At 56.2% G+C, this 18,791-nt stretch carries 17 protein-coding genes and 1 tRNA gene; 6 read left to right on the top strand and 12 right to left on the bottom strand.

The genetic code is table 11. The annotated features are described in order from the left end of the window. Positions 1 to 85: 85 nt before the first annotated feature. The 4 genes from grpE to L3J03_04940 all read right to left on the bottom strand — a co-directional run bounded on the left by grpE (position 86) and on the right by L3J03_04940 (position 4,321). Positions 86 to 655 (bottom strand): nucleotide exchange factor GrpE, encoded by a 570-nt coding sequence (gene grpE / locus L3J03_04955; protein MCF6290327.1) that lies wholly within the window; start codon positions 653 to 655, stop codon positions 86 to 88. A gap of 227 nt (positions 656 to 882) precedes the next feature. Next, on the bottom strand, positions 883 to 2,187 hold the full coding sequence (locus L3J03_04950; GenBank protein ID MCF6290326.1) for a pyridoxal phosphate-dependent aminotransferase: 1,305 nt from the start codon (positions 2,185 to 2,187) through the stop codon (positions 883 to 885). Between the two features lie 204 nt (positions 2,188 to 2,391). Continuing rightward, positions 2,392 to 3,789 carry a sigma-54 dependent transcriptional regulator gene (locus tag L3J03_04945; GenBank protein MCF6290325.1) on the bottom strand — a complete coding sequence of 466 codons (1,398 nt, stop codon included), beginning with the start codon at positions 3,787 to 3,789 and terminating at the stop codon, positions 2,392 to 2,394. Between the two features lie 259 nt (positions 3,790 to 4,048). After that, positions 4,049 to 4,321, bottom strand: coding sequence for a hypothetical protein (locus tag L3J03_04940; protein MCF6290324.1), 273 nt, complete (start codon positions 4,319 to 4,321; stop codon positions 4,049 to 4,051). Between the two features lie 91 nt (positions 4,322 to 4,412). Here L3J03_04940 and L3J03_04935 point away from each other — a divergent pair, with 91 nt between their 5' ends. From L3J03_04935 to L3J03_04915, 5 genes are all read left to right on the top strand, one after another. Next, complete coding sequence (locus tag L3J03_04935) at positions 4,413 to 5,759, top strand: class I SAM-dependent RNA methyltransferase (protein MCF6290323.1); 1,347 nt, start codon at positions 4,413 to 4,415, stop codon at positions 5,757 to 5,759. Between the two features lie 395 nt (positions 5,760 to 6,154). Beyond that, positions 6,155 to 7,243, top strand: coding sequence for a hypothetical protein (locus L3J03_04930; GenBank protein MCF6290322.1), 1,089 nt, complete (start codon positions 6,155 to 6,157; stop codon positions 7,241 to 7,243). Between the two features lie 59 nt (positions 7,244 to 7,302). Further along, positions 7,303 to 8,787 carry a lysine--tRNA ligase gene (gene lysS / locus L3J03_04925; GenBank protein MCF6290321.1) on the top strand — a complete coding sequence of 495 codons (1,485 nt, stop codon included), beginning with the start codon at positions 7,303 to 7,305 and terminating at the stop codon, positions 8,785 to 8,787. A 106-nt stretch (positions 8,788 to 8,893) separates the two neighbouring features. Next, entirely contained in the window at positions 8,894 to 10,126 is a 1,233-nt protein-coding gene (locus L3J03_04920) for a lipoprotein-releasing ABC transporter permease subunit (GenBank protein ID MCF6290320.1), read from the top strand. A gap of 7 nt (positions 10,127 to 10,133) precedes the next feature. Next, complete coding sequence (locus L3J03_04915; GenBank protein MCF6290319.1) at positions 10,134 to 10,838, top strand: ABC transporter ATP-binding protein; 705 nt, start codon at positions 10,134 to 10,136, stop codon at positions 10,836 to 10,838. A 117-nt stretch (positions 10,839 to 10,955) separates the two neighbouring features. On the opposite strand, the gene bioA is transcribed toward L3J03_04915, so the two are convergent. Further along, entirely contained in the window at positions 10,956 to 12,305 is a 1,350-nt protein-coding gene (gene bioA / locus L3J03_04910) for an adenosylmethionine--8-amino-7-oxononanoate transaminase (GenBank protein MCF6290318.1), read from the bottom strand. A 261-nt stretch (positions 12,306 to 12,566) separates the two neighbouring features. Here bioA and L3J03_04905 point away from each other — a divergent pair. Beyond that, positions 12,567 to 12,643, top strand: a tRNA-Lys gene (locus tag L3J03_04905). Positions 12,644 to 12,706: 63 nt separating this feature from the next. Here L3J03_04905 and L3J03_04900 read toward each other — a convergent pair. The 7 genes from L3J03_04900 to L3J03_04870 form a co-directional block, all read right to left on the bottom strand. After that, complete coding sequence (locus L3J03_04900) at positions 12,707 to 13,102, bottom strand: type II toxin-antitoxin system VapC family toxin (protein ID MCF6290317.1); 396 nt, start codon at positions 13,100 to 13,102, stop codon at positions 12,707 to 12,709. After that, a complete protein-coding gene (locus L3J03_04895; GenBank protein ID MCF6290316.1) occupies positions 13,099 to 13,338 on the bottom strand; it encodes a ribbon-helix-helix domain-containing protein in 240 nt (79 codons plus the stop codon). The genes L3J03_04900 and L3J03_04895 overlap by 4 nt, the downstream gene beginning before the upstream one ends. 157 nt (positions 13,339 to 13,495) lie before the next feature. Continuing rightward, positions 13,496 to 14,500 (bottom strand): transposase, encoded by a 1,005-nt coding sequence (locus L3J03_04890; GenBank protein ID MCF6290315.1) that lies wholly within the window; start codon positions 14,498 to 14,500, stop codon positions 13,496 to 13,498. A gap of 122 nt (positions 14,501 to 14,622) precedes the next feature. Continuing rightward, complete coding sequence (locus L3J03_04885; protein MCF6290314.1) at positions 14,623 to 15,348, bottom strand: tetratricopeptide repeat protein; 726 nt, start codon at positions 15,346 to 15,348, stop codon at positions 14,623 to 14,625. Between the two features lie 103 nt (positions 15,349 to 15,451). Continuing rightward, positions 15,452 to 16,564 (bottom strand): DUF4175 domain-containing protein, encoded by a 1,113-nt coding sequence (locus tag L3J03_04880; GenBank protein MCF6290313.1) that lies wholly within the window; start codon positions 16,562 to 16,564, stop codon positions 15,452 to 15,454. A 391-nt stretch (positions 16,565 to 16,955) separates the two neighbouring features. Beyond that, positions 16,956 to 18,122: a helix-turn-helix domain-containing protein gene (locus tag L3J03_04875; protein ID MCF6290312.1), complete on the bottom strand. Its 1,167-nt coding sequence runs from the start codon at positions 18,120 to 18,122 to the stop codon at positions 16,956 to 16,958. A 14-nt stretch (positions 18,123 to 18,136) separates the two neighbouring features. Further along, a complete protein-coding gene (locus tag L3J03_04870) occupies positions 18,137 to 18,472 on the bottom strand; it encodes a killer suppression protein (protein ID MCF6290311.1) in 336 nt (111 codons plus the stop codon). Between the last annotated feature and the right edge of the window lie 319 nt (positions 18,473 to 18,791).

Below are 18,791 nucleotides of genomic sequence, written 5' to 3'. Positions count from 1 at the left end.
CGCAACCCGGCGGGCGCTAGAAGTAGCCGGGATTGTTTCTGTTCTAGACAATGGTCATGATCCCGGGAAAGTCAAGGGATTGATTTTACTCATCGTCTTCACCAGCGTCCTCGCCGCTGGACACGGCCACCTTGGCGGGCCGCAGCAGCCGGTCCTTATAGGTATAGCCCCGGACGAATTCGGTGATCACATGGTTGGCCGCAACCTCGTTGCTGGCCTCCATGGTCAGGGCCTCGTGCAGGTTGGGATCAAAGGGTTCTCCAATACTTTGCAACTGTTTGACCCCGAACTTCTCCAGGGTGGCAAGCAGCCCCTGGCGGGTCATCTCCAGGCCCTCAAGGAGCGTCTCCACCTCCTTGGATTCCCGGGCCTGTTCCATGGCCCGCTCCAGATTATCAAGCCCGGGCAGAATCTCCCGCAGGAGATTTTCCTCGGCATACTTGAGCGAGACCTCCCGCTCACGCTGCAGCCGTTTCTTGGTGTTGTCAAACTCGGCTGCCAGCCGCAGCAACTGGTCGTTGGCCTGCGCAAGCTGCTGCCGGACCTCGGCCAGTTCAGCGGCCGCATCCTCGCTCCGCGCTTCCTCTTCCCGTTCCGGAGCCTCTTCCTGCTGCTGCTGCTGCTGCTTCTGCTGGTGCTTGTGCTTCCTGGTCACCGGTCCCCCTTTCCGCCGGCAGACCCGCCCCAACACGGGACCGCTACCGACTGCTGACATGTAGCTGAAAATTATCGCAAGAAGTTTTGAACTTACTTACTGATTGCATCGGCAATTTGTGTGCAACAATAAGTATGCCTACCAGCCTTGTCAAGAAGGCCTGAACACAAAAAAAGACCTCCACCGCCAAGGGACGGGGAGGTCTTGCCGTAACAAAAAAACCGTGATCAACTGGCCAGGTACTGCTCAATGGCCTGGGCAATATTCCGGCAGATCCGCTCGAACCGGACCTCGTCCCGCTCCAGCAGCGTCATCCGAAACCCCTGTAGTTCAGTGGCAAATGAAGAGAGCGGCACCACGCAGACCCCGGTGGCGCCGAGCAGGTAATAAACAAACCGCTTGTCCAGGGAAACCCCGGGCTGGTTCACCAGTGACTCCACGTGGCAACGGACCTCGTCATTATCTATGGCCAGGGCCTGTTGATGGCTGAGCCGCCCCTCGGCAAAAACCACGCTCATGTAAAAGGCGCCGTTGGGCCGGTTGACCAGCAGTCCGTCCACCTTGCTCAATATGTCGTGGGCAACATTGGAGTACCGCTCGTAACGCCTGATCCGGTTGTCGAGATGACCCTGATACTCGGGGTGGGAGACCACCCTGGGCATGACCAGTTGCGGCAGGGTGGTGGAACAGACCTCCAGCATCTTGGCGTTCAGGATCGACTGGATATACTGCTCGAACATCGGATCCTGGTGGCCGTTATAGACCTCGATCCAGCCGCAGCGGGAACCGGGCCAGGGCATCTCCTTGGAAATACCGCGCATGACAATGGCCGGCACCTTGCCGACGATATCGGACATGGGCACGGTCTGGTGGCCGTTATAGATGATGTTGTGGTAGATCTCGTCACAGACCACGAACAGGTCGTAGCGCCGGGCCAGTTCCACCATCCCGCGCAGGATCTCCTCTGGATAGACCGCGCCGGTGGGGTTGTCCGGATTGATGATCAGGATCCCGGCCACCGCCGGGTTGTACTTGATCCGTTTCTCCAGGTCGTCCAGATCCGGGTACCAGTAATTGCCGGGATCCAGCCGGTAGGTCACCGGCCGGTCAGCGGCATGGGCCGCCTCGGCCGAGGAATGGGTGGTATAGCTGGGGGTGGGGACCACCACCCGGGCGGTCCGCTTGAGCATGCCGAAGATCTTGCTGATCGCGTCACCCAGACCGTTGAAAAAAAGAATATCATCGGCTTTGATCTGGATCTTGCCGCGTTTGTTGGTCTCCCGGGCGATGAACTCCCTGGTGGCGAGCATTCCCCGGGTCGGACTGTAGCCGTAGCTGGCGCTGTCCCGGGCCAGTTCCGCGACAATCTCCTTCATCCAGTCCGGAATCTCCTCGCCCTTGGCCACCGGGTCGCCGATATTCTCCCAATAGGTCTTGATTCCCAACTGCTGCAGCTTCTCACCGACATCGACGATGTTCCTGATCTCATAGGTCAGTTCACCGGCGCCGATATGAACGATATTAGTACGCATTACCTTCAAACTCCTTGGTCTGCCCGGCGGTCCTGCTCCGGGGGAACGCCGTTCCGGTATAAAAAAAATCTTTATATGAAAGTCGTGCCGGACGAAGCTCGCTGTCCGGAGAGATTTTCATCGTTGGTTGTGGCCGCGGCCCAAAAGTTTGGTCCAGCCATGCTGGTTAATAGCGGACTGTACTAACATAGCCCCTGATTCTAGTCAATATCCTGGATGGCCGCTATCCTGGCCGGCCTGATATTTGTTCAGCTTATTCAACAAGGTCTTGCGGGTGATCCCCAGCCGCCGGGCCGCCTCGCTCTTGTTGCCGCCGGTCTGTTCAAGGGTCTTCAGGATCACCTGCTTCTCCGCCGCCATCAGGGAAGAGGGCAACTCCTCGGCCGCAGCGACCGGGCCGTCCTGCTCGGCCAGCCATTTCTTGATCGCGATCGGCAGACTCTCCTCGTCCAGGTAGTCGCCCCGCATCAGGATCACCCCCCGCTCCAGCACGTTTTCCAGTTCGCGGACATTGCCGGGCCAGGGATAATGACGGAGGATATCCATGCAGCCCGGGGTGATCCCGGCCACCTTGCGCCGGTTCTTGGTCGCGAACTTCCGCAGAAAATGATCGGCCAGGAGCGGAATGTCCTCCTGCCGCTCCCTTAAGGCCGGGACCTGCACCGAGACCACGTTCAACCGGTAGTAGAGATCCTCGCGAAAGGCGCCCCTTGCCACCTCCTCCTCCAGGATCCGGTTGGTGGCGGCCACCACCCGGACATCGACCCCGATATTCTCACTGCCGCCGACCCGCTGCACCTCGTGTTCCTGCAGGACCCGCAGCAACTTGACCTGCATGGCCGGCGACATCTCGCCGATCTCGTCCAGGAACAGGGTGCCGCCGTCGGCCAGGACGAACTTGCCCTCCCGCTGCCGCTCGGCCCCGGTAAAGGCGCCCCGCTCATGGCCGAACAGCTCCGATTCGAGCAGATTCTCAACAATGGCGGCACAGTTCACCGTGACAAATTTGTTATTGCGCCGGCCGCTGTTCTGATGAATGGCCGAGGCGATCAATTCCTTGCCAGTGCCGCTCTCCCCCATGATCAACACCTTGGCCTCGGTGGGGGCCACATAGGAGATCATCTCCAGCAGCTCGGTGATGGCCGGCGAGGTCCCGATGATCCCGGCCGTGTCGACCAGCTTTCCGCCCTCCTCCTCCGGGCCGCTTTTTTCCTCGATCACCTGCCGGTGCTCCAGGGCCCGGTCCATGGTCAACCGCAACCGGTCGAAATCAAGGGGCTTGGTCAGGTAGTCGTGGGCCCCGCTCTTGATCGCCGCCACTGCCGAATCAACCGAGGAGTAGGCGGTCATGATCACCACCGGGATGGCCGGGTTATAGGAATGGATCCGCTTCAGCGCCTCCATCCCGTCCATCCTGGCCATCCGGACATCCATCAGAATGGCGTCAAACGGTTTCTCCATTACCGCCTCCACGGCCATGCCGCCGTCGCTTGCCTCTTCCACCTTCCAGCCCCATTCCTGAAACATGGAACAGAGCATGTAGCGATGGGCATGCTCGTCATCCACCACCAGGATTCTGATCGGCTGCTGTTCTGTTACCATGGCAATCATTGTCTCCAGCGGTTACCCCGGGGCTGATCCCCGGAACGGTGCGCCCCTTTCTTGCGGCCGCCTCTACGGAAATATGCCAGTATACTCCCTAGAGGCAAAAAATGTCCACCCCGGCCCCCTTCTTAATATGCAACTGTCCGTGAGCGGGCGTCCCAGATGTAACTCGTGTCTGTCCAGAAATGAGCAATTTCGTTCAAGATCAAGGATCGCGAAAAAAATAACCGGAGTCATATAAGTGATATTACGAGGATTATTTTTTTGAGCATAACGCCGAGATTGGGTGAAAGGGCCATTTCCGGATGGGCACTAACTCGTCACGGGATGAATGTGAGAGCTTACGGGTGGATGCCAGGCCAAAACCGGCAAACCATTCCCTGCTCCGCAACGACCCCCCTCTTGTTACCGGAGGGTAAGCGTTCACCAGCACCTCATCTTCGCCCATTCTGGCCTGCTCGAATAGCACCAGTATGCTTCGCAGTCCCAAATGAACGAATCTAAGCCACTGGTAAACGCTTACGGGCATAAGATTACCGTAAATCCGTACCCCCGGTGAACGGTTACACCGGAGGGTTCTTGGTGTAAACAGTCTAGGCACCGGCAAAAGAGGGGTCCCCATGACTGCATATCCTGAACATACCCTGTTGATCGAAAAACCGGTTGGCAACGGATACGGGCTCGGCCGGCTGGCCGGCGGCAAGGTAGCCCTGGTCCGCCATGTCCTGCCCGGGGAACGGGTCCGGGTCCGGGTCCGACAGCATAAGAAAAACTTTGTTTATGCCGATCTGCTGGAGGTACTGGAGCCATCGGAGCAACGGATCGAGCCGCGCTGCCCGCTATACGGTCGCTGCGGCGGCTGCGACTTTCAACATGCGGCGCCGGCAGCCCAGCTTATGTTCAAGTGCGCGGCACTGGCGGAGACCATTAAGCGAAGCAGCCTGGCCGGCCGGGAGGCCATCAACAGGATACTGCTGCCGCCCCTGGCATCACCGCAGGATTTCGGCTACCGGCAGCGAATCCGGCTTCATGTGGATAACCAAGGCCGGCTCGGTTTCCACGGTTTTCACTCCCATCAGGTCGTGCCGGTTTCAACCTGTGCCCTGGCCGCAGCGGAGATCAACCAGGTGCTGGGCCAACTCCACTCCCTGCCGCTGCCGGCCCGGTTCATGGACCAGGTCACCACCCTGGAACTGCTCCTTGACCCGAACGGCAACCATGTGGTGGCCCTGGCCCATTTCAGTCGCCGGCCCCGGCCCGCCGATCTTGCCCAGGCCCGGGAGTTGCTGGCAACAACCGCCGGGCTGGGCCGGTTTTTTTTCATTGTTGCCAACCATGGCCTCTTTGACCCGCATGGCAGCCGGGCCGAGGGCAACGATATTACCCTCTCCTTTTCCCTGCCTGCTGCCATTACCAACGGCCCTGAACTGACCCTGACCTGGGAGGCCGGCGGCTTCTGCCAGGTCAACCTGCTTCAAAATGAAAACATGATCAGCACCCTGCTCAACTGGGCCGGGATCACCGGTAACGACCAGGTCCTTGACCTGTTCTGCGGCATGGGCAACTTCTCCCTGCCCCTGTCCCTGGTCGCCGGCCGGGTCCTGGGCCTGGACGGCCAGGGCTCCGCCATCCGCAGTGCCGGACGTAATGCCGGGCTGGCCGGCCGCGACAACTGTCACTTTGAAAAAACAGCAGTACCGGCCGGGGTGCAAAAACTTGTTGACCGGCAAGATCGTTTTCCGCTGATTATCATGGACCCGCCCCGGCAGGGCGCGGCTGCAATCATCCCGCTGCTGACCTCGCTCCGGCCCAGCCGGCTGATCGTCATCTCCTGCGACCCGGCCACCCTGGTCCGGGACCTGGCCGGCCTGGCCGGACACGGCTTCCGGGTCCGACAAATCCTGCCCGTGGACATGTTCCCCCAGACCCATCATCTTGAGTCGATCAGCCTGTTGAAACCCGGGTAAGACCATCCTGCCCCGGCGCGCCTCGCCTTCCGCGGCCAAATGGCACTTTTTCCAGGAGACCCATTGACAGAAACCTCTATTATTGATAGGAACTGCGCAACTATGACTCGGCCGCAGTAAAAGGTAATTCTCCGACAGGCTCCTTAGAACCTGTCGATTTCCGCGGGATTTTTTTTCACCATCAGCCTGAGAGTACAGGTGATATCCGCCTGACTTTCAATACCTTTGTATAACTTGTGTCCGTCCAGAAATGAGCAATTTTGTTCAAGATCAAGGATCGCGAAAAAAATAACCGGAGTCATATAAATGATATTACGAGGATTATTTTTTGAGCATGACGCAGAGATTGGGCGAAAGGGCCATTTCTGGAGGGGCACTAACTTACGGTAAACCCCATGACCGACACTGCTCAAAAAACATGGCTCCCGGCCGGCCGGCCGACCCTGATCGGCAGCCTGCCCCTGACCGATATTCAGCAGGCCCTGGAGTTGATCCTTGCCCATACCCCGGAGATCCCCATCTGGCCGCAATTGCCGTCCACGCCCGGCGGCGGGATGCTCAACCAGTTCCTGGAGGGTTTTCCCGGGGTGGTCGAAACCGAAGAGCGCACCTGTTTCGCCATTGACGGCGAGGAGTTTGCCCGGGAACAGCTGGCATTCTACGAGGAATACCTCCGGTTCAGCGAGGACCAGGAGGGCCTGCTCTCCTCCTGCTTCCGCACCAGTTCAAAACGGGCCCCGGGAATCTACGCCCTGAAGGAAGCGGTTGCCGGCCGGCCCGGCCTGGTGGCGCTCAAGGCCCAGATCACCGGGCCGTTTACCCAGCTCACCGGCATCCACGACCAGACCGACCGGCTGGGATACTATGATCCCACCATCCGCGACCTGGTGGTCAAGGGGCTGGCGATGAAGGCGGCCTGGCAGGTCCGCTTCCTCAAACAGGCCCGGCCCGAGCTGCCGGTCCTCCTGTTCATCGACGAGCCGGCCCTGGCCGGCCTGGGCTCCTCCGCCTTTATCAGCGTCTCCCGCGAGGATATTGTCCAGGATCTCACCGAGATGGTCGCGGCGATCCATCAGGCCGGCGGACTGGCCGGGGTGCATGTCTGCGCCAACACCGACTGGAACATGCTCCTTACCTCGACCATCGACATCCTGAGCTTTGACGCCTATAATTATTTCGACCGGTTCATCACCTGCCGGCAGGCGACCCACGCCTTTCTCAAGCGGGGCGGGCTCATCGCCTGGGGGCTGGTGCCCACCGGCGCGGCCGAGGATATCCGCAAGGAAACGGCCGCGTCGCTGCTCTCCCGCTGGGAGGAACAGGCCGCCCAGTTGATAAACCCGGACTGGGACCTGGCCGCTCTGCTGGAGCGCACCCTGATTACCCCCAGTTGCGGCACCGGCTCGCTCACCCCGGAGCTGGCCGAAAGGGTCCTGGCCCTGACCAGGGACCTGGCAGACGGATTACGACATAAATATCTCTAACCACCGCGGTCCCGGCCCGGACCGCGGTTTGTTTTTTGCCGACAAGGACGTTATCTACCATGAATAATTTAAATCAGGTTCTCAAGCAACGCCGCCAGAAAGCCGATGAACTCAAGGCAATGGGTGTTGCGCTCTATGGCAACGACTTCAGGCCCACGGAGCACATCATCGACGTACTCCCCCATGGCAACGAGATCCGCGCCGGCGAGCCCAAGGAGGACGCCTTCATCTGCCAGGTGGCCGGCCGGATCATTGCCCTCCGCCGGTTCGGCAAGGCATCCTTTCTCCACATCCAGGACGACTCGGGCCGGATCCAGGTTTATATGGCCCGGGACGTGGTCGGGCCGGAGGCATATGCCCGGTTCAAAAAGTGGGATATCGGCGATATCGCCGGGTTCCGCGGCAAACTGTTCAAGACCAAGACCGGCGAGTTGACCATCATGGCGGACAGCGCCAGGCTGATCACCAAATCCCTGCGGCCGTTGCCGGAAAAGTTCCACGGCTTGACCGATGTTGAAATCCGCTACCGGCAGCGCTACGTGGACCTGATCGTCAACCCCCAGGTCCGGGACACCTTCCGCAAACGGGTGGAGATCATCCGCCTGGTCCGGGAATATCTGACCAACCGCGGCTACATGGAGGTGGAAACCCCGATGATGCAGCCGGTTCCGGGCGGGGCCACGGCCAAGCCGTTCAAGACCTATCACAACGCCCTGGCCATGGACCTGTTCCTGCGGGTGGCGCCGGAACTATTCCTCAAACGGCTGCTGGTCGGCGGTTTTGAGCGGGTATTCGAGATCAACCGCAACTTCCGCAACGAGGGGCTGTCCACCCGCCACAACCCCGAGTTCACCATGCTCGAATTCTACCAGGCCTATGCCACCTACCATGACATGATGGACCTGACCGAGGAGATGATCTCCTGGCTGGCCGAGGAGGTGTGCGGCTCGATGAAGATCACCTACCAGGACCGGGAGATCGACCTGGCCCCGCCCTGGCGGCGATTCACCATGGACCAGTCCCTGACCGAGGTGGCGGGCATCCCGGCCGAGTTGCTGGCCGACCCGGAACAGGTCATCCAACTGGCCGGGGACAAGGGTATTGTCCTCGAACCAACCGCCGGGCCGGGCAAGGCCAAGACGGAACTCTTCGAACTGCTGGTGGAAGAGAAGCTGATCGACCCGACCTTTATCACCGCCTACCCCACCGAGGTTTCACCGCTGGCCCGGCGTAATGAACAAGACCCGGGGGTGACCGACCGCTTTGAACTCTTTATCAACGGCTGGGAAATCGCCAATGCCTTCAGCGAACTGAACGACCCGGTGGACCAGCGGCAGCGGTTCGAAAAACAGATCGCCGAACGGGGCGAGGACGAGGAGATCCATCCAGTGCTGGACGAAGACTTTATCCGGGCCCTGGAATACGGGATGCCGGCCGCGGCCGGCGAGGGCATCGGCATTGACCGGCTGGTGATGCTGCTCACCGACTCGCCCTCCATCCGCGACGTGATCCTCTTCCCGCATCTCAAGCCGGAGAAAAAATAACAGAGGCGCAAGGGAAACCGCGGTTAAACAACGGTTGACGGACTGGTAACAACTACCGGGATGGCCGGGTACCGTCCATCCGAAAACAAGGCTTTTGGAGAGCAGCTTGCAATACGAATGGTTCGTCAGCCTTCGCCACCTGAGGGCCAGACAACGGCAGGGCTTTATCTCGCTTATTTCGCTGATTTCGGTTTCCGGGGTCGCGCTGGGGGTAATGGCCCTGATCGTGGTCCTGGCGGTGATGACCGGCTTCACCCAGGAGCTGCGCCAGAAAATCCTCGGGTTCAACTCCCATGTGGTGGTGCAGGCCCAGGCCGGCCCGATCGCCGATCCCCAGGCCCTGTTGGAAAAGGTGACAACAGTGGCCGGGGTCCGGGCCGCGACCCCCTATATCTATATCCAGACCATGATCACCAGTTGGGGCGAGGGCGGCGTCGGCGCGGTGGTCCGCGGCATCGACCCGGATTCCGCCGGCCGGGTGATCACCCTGGACCATCAGTTGACCAAGGGCCGGATTGCCGATCTGACCGCCGGGCCGGGGACCAGGATCCCGGGGATCATCCTCGGCAAACAGCTTGCCGAGCAGTTGCGGGTGGGAATGGGTGACAAGGTGCGGCTCCTGTCCGCCGACGGGCCGTTGACCCCGATGGGGGTCATCCCCCAGATCAGGACCTGCCGGGTGGTGGGGATCTTTGCCTCCGGGATGTACGAGTATGACTCCTCCCTGGCCTATGTCTCCCTGGCCACGGCCCAGCAGTTCCTCGATCTCGGCGGCCGGGTCCACGGACTCGAGATCCGGGTGGACGACATCTACCAGGCCCCGGCCATTGCCGGCCGGATCCAGAAAAAACTCGGCCCCGGCTATCTGGCCCGGGACTGGATCTCGATGAACCACAACCTCTTCTCAGCGCTCAAGCTGGAAAAGACCGCGATGTTCATCGTCCTGGCCCTGATCATGCTGGTGGCCGCCTTTAATATCATCTCCACCCTGATCATGGTGGTCATGGAAAAGGGCAAGGAGATCGCAGTACTCAAATCAATGGGCGCCACCTCGGCCTCGATCATGCGGATCTTTATCTACCAGGGGCTGATCATCGGCCTGTCCGGCACGATCCTGGGGGTTATCGGCGGACTGACCATCTGCAAGCTCCTGAGCCGCTACCAGTTCATCAAGCTGCCCGGCGACGTCTATCCGATGACCACCCTGCCGGTCCAGGTCCTGCCCCTGGATGTAACCATGGTGGCGATATCAGCGGTGTTCATCACCCTGCTCGCCACCCTCTACCCATCCTGGCAGGCCTCCCGGGTGGACCCGGTGGTGGCCCTGCGCTATGAGTAACAAACCCATGCCCGCAGTTGATAAAAAATCACCGACCCTGCCGGACAACGGCTTCCGCGCCCAGGGTCTCTGCAAGAGCTATGATACCGGCACCAACCGGATCGAGGTGTTGACCGGGCTGGACCTTTCCCTGACCAGGGGGGAAATGGTGGCCATTGTCGGGGTCTCGGGCACCGGCAAGACCACCCTGCTCCATATCCTCGGCACCCTGGACCGGCCGGACAGCGGCTCGCTCAGCTACCATGGCCAGGACCTGTTCAGTAAGAACGACCTGCAGTTATCCGCCTTTCGCAATAAGACCATTGGTTTTGTCTTCCAGTTCCATCACCTGCTGCCCGAATTCACGGCCCTGGAAAACGTGACCATGCCGGGCCGGATCGCCCGCTGGCCCCTGGAACGGGTGGAAAGCGAGGCCGCGGAGGTGCTGACCAGGGTCGGGCTGGACAACCGCATGGATCATAAGGTGGGCGAACTGTCCGGCGGCGAGCAGCAACGGGTGGCCCTGGCCCGGGCCCTGGTCATGAAACCGGCCCTGCTCCTGGCCGACGAGCCCACCGGCAACCTGGACAGCAAGACCGGCCGCAAGGTGTTTGACCTGATCCAGGAGATGGGCCACCAGTACTCGCTGTCCACGGTAATGGTCACCCACAACCTGGACCTGGCCCGACAGATGGACCGTTGTCTCACCCTGACCGATGGCCGGCTGATATAACGCTCGGCAGCAGCGCACCCGGAGTCTCCCTGCGGTCGCTTACCTGCACGCGCTCAGCATTGCCAAACATTATATGAGTTTATATTTCCGGATGTTTCCCCCCTGCCCCCTGCCCCCTTAAGAACACACCGCCATAATCGCCTGTTCGGTGACCGTAAACAACTGCTCCAGTTCCTTTACCGATATGGCCAGCGGCGGCAGCAGCACGATCACGTCGCCCAGGGGCCGGAGGATCACCCCGCGCTTGCGGGCCTCGATAATCACCCGGTTGCCCATCCGCTCGGCAAAGGGATAGGGTTCCCGGCTCGCCTTGTCCCTGACCAGTTCCACCCCGCCCATCAAGCCGCGATACCGGGTCGAGCCCACATGGTCGAGCCGGGCCAGCCGGGCCATGCCCTGGGCGTATATTTCAGCCTTGGGCCCGAACACCTCGTCCGTCAGGGTCCTTTCCTGGGCAAACACCTGGAGCGAGGCCAGGGCCGCGGCGCAGGCCAGGGGGTTGCCGGTATAGGTATGGCCGTGGAAAAAGGTCTTCAGCTCGCCGAACTCGCCCAGATAAGCGGAAAAAATTTCCTCGCTGGCCAGGGTGGCGGCCAGGGGCATATACCCACCGCTGATCCCCTTGCCCAGGCACATCAGGTCCGGCTCCACTCCCTCCCATTCGCAGGCAAACATCTTGCCGGTTCGACCGAAACCGACCGCCACCTCGTCAACGATCAGGAGCAGATCATGTTTGCGGGTCAACTCCCGCAGATGACTCAAAAAACCCTCGGGGTGGACGATCATCCCGGCCGCGCCCTGGATGATCGGCTCCACTATCACCGCGCAGGCCCGGTCAGCGAACCTGGCGATGATTTTCCCGGTATCAACGTAGAAGCGCGACACGGCCTCCTCCTCGCTGATATCCCCATAGGGGTGGCGGTAGAGATGGGGGCAGGGAATGGTGATAGTGTCAAAGAGCAGCCGGCCGAACCGCTCGTGGAACAGGTCCATGCCGCCCAGGGAGACCGCGCCGATGGTATCTCCGTGGTAGGCCTCGCCCAGCTTGAGGAAGAGATGCCGCCTGGTCTCGCCCTTGAGCTGCCAGTACTGATAGGCCATCTTCAGGGCGATCTCCACCGAGGTGGCCCCGGAATCGGAATAAAAAACCCGGCTGAGAGAAGCGGGCGCAAGTTCGATCAATTGCCGGGCAAGTTCGATGCCGCCGGGATGGGTAAGACCGAGCATGGTGCTGTGCGCCACCCTGGCAAGCTGGGTCCGGACCGCCTCGTCGATCATTGGATGGCGATGGCCGTGCACATTGGTCCATAAGGAAGAAACCCCGTCCAGATAGCGGTTGCCCGCTTCGTCGATCAGCCAGCAGCCCTCGGCCGCCGCAATGGTAAAGGGCGACCCATGGAGAAACTCCTGCATCTGGGTAAAGGGATACCAGACCGGGTCCCTGGGATTTTTTTTGTTATCAGTCATGGAACAACACCCCTTTTGGATGAAACATACCAGATGGTCGGGCTGAGGGTTGAAGCTGAAAGGTCCCAACAACCTATCCACCTGATTTTTTTGATCGTCTCCAATATACTACGAACAGGCTTTACCCTGCGGCCAACCCCCCTGTTTCGCTTCAACAACCGCACCCGCGGCCGCTAGTCTCCGCCCCCAAGCAAGAGTCCGGTTATCTGCTTGACGGGCCGGGCAACTTATGCTAAAAAGCTGACTTCTTTTGCAGCACAAGGGCCGTTAGCTCAACCAGGCAGAGCACCTGACTCTTAATCAGTAGGTTGTAGGTTCGATTCCTACACGGCCCACCAGATATAAAAGGGTTACGCGAATCGCGTAACCCTTTTTTTGTTTCCGACCCCGGGGCCCTCTTGTCATTCTATGGGGAGACGGTCAATTAATTCAACTGCTTCAAAATGACTGTCCCTTGTGAGAAGGGTGCCGCCTATTTTCATACAACAGGCCGCTATCCACACATCGTTGATCGGAATCCTGCGCCCTTTTTTGACCAGATGAAGGTAAATGAGGGCGTATTTTCTGGCAACATCTTTGTTTATATCGATAATCTCAATTTGCAGTTGCTCGATAATGTGTTGCAGTTTTTTTTCATTGTCTTCCTGCTTCGTGCCATTCATAAAACCGAAGGTCAATTCAGCGATCACTACTGCCGGCAGATAAATTTCTTCTCCGAATTCCGCGATGCTATCGACAACAGATGGAACCCCCTCGGCATAATCACAATAAATATTGGTATCAAGAACGAGTCTCACTCCCAGTCCCCTTCGTTGATCCGATTGAAAATTTGCAGGGAGTCTCTTAATTCTTCCGCTTCAGTATGGGGCATCCAGCCGGCAAGCTCCCGGATCAGTTGCTTTCTGTTTTTTTGCAGACCTAATTTTGCATCAACGGCCTCCAAAATTACGGCTGTTTTCGTTTTGCCTGTTTTCTGAGCAACTTTCCGAATTAATTCTTCTTTGTCAGCCGGAATTCTCAAACTGATTGCCATCTACCTGTCTCCTTTCCGGGGTTATGAAGCAACCGCGTATCGCATCACCTGACAATGTATTCTTGCAAGGCGCCGCTGTCAAGCGTTGGAAACTGGTTTTATATGAATGTCGCCTCGGACAACGACCGGTGTCCGTGCAGCGCAAAAGGGGACGGAGTTAGCTTAATACCTTAAGGTCATTATTCTTTATAAATTTATCTCCCCGCTGAATCGCTTTTGAAACAGACGGCCTGGAAATATTAAAAAACCTGGCCAGTTCCGCCCCATTGATGCCAAGCTCATAATACCCGAGATAGCAGATCACCCCCTTGGCCATTGAGATGTTATTGGCACGGCCTTTTTTCTGCAAATCATCGACATCCACTGCAAGGAGTCGGCACACTTCATTCACCAACCGTTGCAAATCCCAGCCCTGTCTTTTCAACTCCTCTTTCCGGCTTAATTCCTCTTCCGCTTCCTGGAGCACATTGCCGACAAAATCACTGTCACCAAGTATTCGCTCATCTCCACGCCAGTACGCTTTTGCCCGTCGCATTTCCAACAAGCTTTGCCAGCCGCCGGCGCTTCGTACCAAGCCACCGCCAGTCAATTCTTTCCGCTTGCCCATGTTGAAGCCGTCAGATACAAATTGCCGGTAACGGTTTACAGCTTCCCGCTTCTTCTCAGCAAAGTGGCCAAGGACACCATCACGATCCTGCCAACTTCTCCGCCTGCGCCCTACCAGAACACCATGGCCGGTCCAACGATATACACCCAACTCCTCAATGTTTTTTACGATCCCGGCCCGAACCGGGTTCAGGTGAATATAGCGAACAAGCTCCAGGAGATATGCATCTTCCTGGCACAATATTGATTTATAACGATTCTGAAAAAGATAACCACTCCGTTGATGCCTGCGATTAAACGCAATGGCATATCCGGAAAGGACCTTGCGCATCAGATCGCCAAGAGGTTTTGTGTCGGTGCGGATTAAAAGGTGAAAGTGATCCGACTGGAGCGACCAGGCCAAGCAGTGACAACTGGTTTGAGAAAGTGCCTTTTCGAGACGAGAAAGAAAATCTTCCCGGTCCTTGTCTCCTGGAAAAATCTTCTGACGATTCAACCCTCTGGTAATGACATGGTGAATCGCTCCCGGAACATTGATGCGTTTATGACGTGGCATTCTGAGAGGATAACATCACAACAACAATGAAGTCAATTAAGTTATTAAGCTAACTCCGTCCCCTTTGGCTGGATGTATTTATCTATACATAATTCTCAAATTCTGTCGTGCTTCGCCATCAGTTAGGGCATTTTTCCGAAATTGACCCTACGGGCGGGGTTGTCATTTAGAAACATCTTCCCCTCCAATCTGTTGGGATCGGTCAGTCTAAGCTCATATCGCATATTACAATAGCTCGTGGAATTCAATCCTCGTAGCAGTAGCTTGGCTTTAAAGTCGAAACGGATGGTTTGCCCTTCTATTTCGACCGGATAGCTCTTGTAGTCAGTCCGGCGTACCCTGTCGGCATCCCAAGTCACAGGTATGCGGACGGCTATCATGTCACTTACGATGCGAAATTGTATCATTGGCTGCCTGCCACCGCAACAGTCACCACCATACCCCTGCCATTTTCCCACCAATAGCGCTGGAATTTTAGCCTGTTCCGATATTTTTTGGGCTTTAAACTCCAGCCTATTGATGAGACTTTTTACCGTTTCAGCATCTCTTGCATTTGGAGCAAGCCGTAGGTATCTCCTGAAGCTTGTTACTGCTTCGTCGTATTTATTCGCTTTTTCCTGCACCATTCCAAGGTTGTAGTATACATCAGCCCAACCAGGTGCCAGCCTTGCCGCCTTCTCAAACTCTTTGATTGCGTCTTTATAATCCGCAGGCGACTTTGCCATCTCCACAGCGGCCATGCCGCGATCAAAATGACGCCGCGCCTCATCGGAGATGTTTTGAGCATCTGCATGGCCAATGCCGAGACAAAAAGCAATGGTTAAACTTAGTACGGCAATTCTCATCATCTCTTATCTCCTTCAAGTTTCTTTAAAATATTTCCACCTGTCCCGGCTGTTTTTCTACTGTGTAAAATACTTGCTGTGATCTGCTCTATTTCTATCCGGATTATCAGGAGCATTTTTGAATACAGCCATCAGTCGATTCAGCCATGCAACGCTTCATGCAATTGATCTCTGCAACCGTTCTTTTCATCCGGAGAGAAATGGCTTTGATCTCCAGGGCATAATTCTCCGTTCCTCGATCAATTCTGTTGATTTCCAACCAGGCGACACATTGTTTGCCAGCAGATGACCATGCTTTGAAATTCATCTTCACATGTCCCCAACCCGGGATGGTATCATCGGCCAGCATGTCCGCGCCTGCGATCAATTTTTTGATGTCATTAGGTGAGTTGACAAGCCATGACAAAAACTCCTTTTTATCTTTAATCTCTTCAATTAGTTCAATAAATTCTTCATATTTTTTCTGCTGGTGTTTGCTCAGAAATTTAAATTTTGATTTCAGAAAACGGCTTGGACCGATGCTGTAAAAATATTTGATGCCATCAATCAGTATCTTGTCGCTCATGTTCCCGATCTCGCGGGCTTGTCGATCCATGGAGGTCACGTTCCGTAAAAGAGCATCCCGATATAATTGCAGGGCGAACTGCATCGCCTTGACATCATCTCTAAGTTCGGAGAGACGCTGTTCCGCTTGCTGCAATTGGTCTTCACTTGTTGAACCCTGGTTTTTTGCCGGAGTATTGCCAGGTTTCAACGCCAGTCCAATTCCACTGCCCTTGAGGCTGAGTTCTTCTCCGCCGCTTCCACCTTTAAGCTGCGTAAGCATTTCCTTTTTGCCCCGTTCAAACTCTGCCCGGGCCTGTTGTTCCCTCAACTTTTGCTGCCTGATCATCTGTTGATGTTCCGCCTCTTCCCTCAACTCTTGCTGTCTCTGCCTTGCATTGTTATCCCGGAAGCTGAATCCGCCTCTTCCACTGTCTTGCTGCGTTTGGCGGGAAGGCTCATCATACCCGACACATTTTGAATTATTTTGTTCAAAAGCAGGCTGCGATCTCCAGTAATCCCGACACTGATCCTCTGTAGCAAAATTGCCCCTGGGCGTGCTTCCGAACATCCTGGCCGCCTCGCCCGTATACTGGATCTGCCATGCCGCATATGCGGTTGCGCTGAAACAAATGAGTCCTAAAGTAATGAACAGAACAACTTTTAATTTTCTCATCTCTCCCACCATCTCAGTCGCAAGAAAAGAAACTGAAAACTATTAATGAAGCAGAGCCCGAACAATCGCATTGAGAGTGACGGGAAGATCTGCTGCGGTGCTGGCGCGGCAAGTCTTTTGGCCCCCGCACCTCATGCGTAGCGTTATGCAAAAAATAATGGATAAAAGTCAGTGTGCTCGACAGGTGGTCGCCACCCAGTGAGTCGTTACCCCGGTGCATCTAATCTTGCGTGACGGGGCATATGCTGTTTCCTCCAATATTATTAATGGAAGCAATGCAACATACTTTGTTAACTATGTAAATAACGATCTTCTAACGGTCCAAGTCAGTTCAAGTTTGGTTTTCCTGACCATAATTAATCTTGATGAACTCGTAACAACCCGAAAGGCTTCAAATGCCACCCAATAAAATCAACAAGTTACAAGACGAATCACGTCCGTCGAGCGGGTTGTTGCGAGACCGACAATCTTTGTCATATGAAGACGCCCAGTCCAGGGTGCGGATAAGCCCCTTAAAAAAGTTCCATTTTTCAGTCAAAAACTGGTAACGGCCAGCCACGATACCGGGGGAGATGCCAAGTTCGTCCGCCAGGTTGATGATTTCCGCCTTTGAGCGGAACAAGCGAATGTCGTTGTTGTATCGGGCGGGAATCAGAATTTCCGAGGCAAAGTGATTGGCCCGCTCTTCACGCGGGTCATCATGGCTGCCGTCATTGATCAGCAGGTCCTTTTTACTGTCATGCAATACATGTCCGGCTTCATGAAAAAAAGAAAACCAGAATTTGTCTTCTCCTTTGCCGCGCAGACAGAGCAGAATCATGACCTTACGGGGCGTCAACCACCTGGTGGCACCGTTCCACGGCACCTTTTTCATTTCACGGACCAGGGCAACCGCAACTCCTGCTTCAGCGCAGAGCCGTTTCATCTCCGGCTCGAATACCGCGGGTTGTTCACGGGTCAGAGACCTGATCTGTTGCAAGGCCTTTTTGAAGCGTTTTTTATCAAAGGAGTTGCATTCAATTTCACGGGCCTGCAGTTCTCCCTGGCGGATCCAGGCGGAAGCGTCCCCTGGCCGGGATTCGAAGCATGGTGACCTCCTTGCCGCCACCGCCGGTCTTTCCCAGATACCCCGCCAGGCCTGCACACTGCTGACACCAAAAAAGGACAGAGTCTTCCGCAGAAGCGCCACTTTGTCCCTGTCAGCTTCAAGATGTCCTCTCTCTATGAGTTCCTTGGTCGGAATAGTTTTCAGCCATTCGATATTGGACTCAAGCCGTTTATGCTCTTCCTGTTTGGCCAGTTGTTCTCTGTACTGGGCCTCGAGATTATTCCACATCCGGGCCGGAACTCTGGTCACCAGTTCGAGCCGGTTGGCGGTTTCATAGGAAATCGGCTGTTCACCCTTGAAAATACGAATCAATGTCTGTTCAGTCAGTCCAGCCCTGATCGCCAGTTCCTTCTGGGTCATTCCGAGAGATTCCATTACCTCCAGCAGGGTATCTCCCGGGGGAACGGCATAATCCGGTTCAAATTCATATTTTTTCTTTGCGGTCACCATGGCGTCTCTCTCTTTTAATGCGTGTCTGCTATTTCAGTGATTTCAATTTCTGTGACACTTTCCCGGTCCAGGCCCCCACTTTCCAGTTCAGGGGGAGGATCATTGGCCACGATAAACAAAAGGCGGTAAGGGTGTTCCAGATCAACGGATAATTGTCCTGCTCTGTTGCCGGTCAACTCATGGCAGCGGGCGGGCGGCAGTCGAGAAATATCAGCGAGGGTCTCAGCGGCTTTAAGCTCCATCATTCTCTGTTGCAGTTTGCGGCCACATTTAGCGCCAAGATACCTTTTGGCTTCAAGGCTTTTTGAGCATATTTTTTGCAGCTTTCTGATCTTAAAGGATATATGCATTGGGAGTACCCGTCAATACAAATTATCAACATGATGTGTTAATAATTTAACGAGAAGAAGTTCATGTCTTTACGTGATATAAATTAGACAATCATCCACCGGATCGAATTTTTTTCGTACAAGTTCACCAGCACCTCGGGATGGTTTGCAGCTGATTTTTTTGTAACCTTTCCGGCATGGCCGGCGATTGTATAGATAGTGCCCATCCAGAAATGGCCCTTTCGCCCAATCTCGGCGTCATGCTCAAAAAATAATCCTCGTAATATCATTTATATGACTCCGGTTATTTTTTTCGCGATCCTTGATCTTGAACGAAATT

The organism is Desulfobacterales bacterium (assembly GCA_021647905.1).
In the GTDB taxonomy this organism is placed as follows: Bacteria; Desulfobacterota; Desulfobulbia; order Desulfobulbales; family BM004; genus JAKITW01.
The sequence above is the reverse complement of the archived record's forward strand: the minus strand, read 5'-3'. Positions and strand labels throughout refer to the sequence as shown.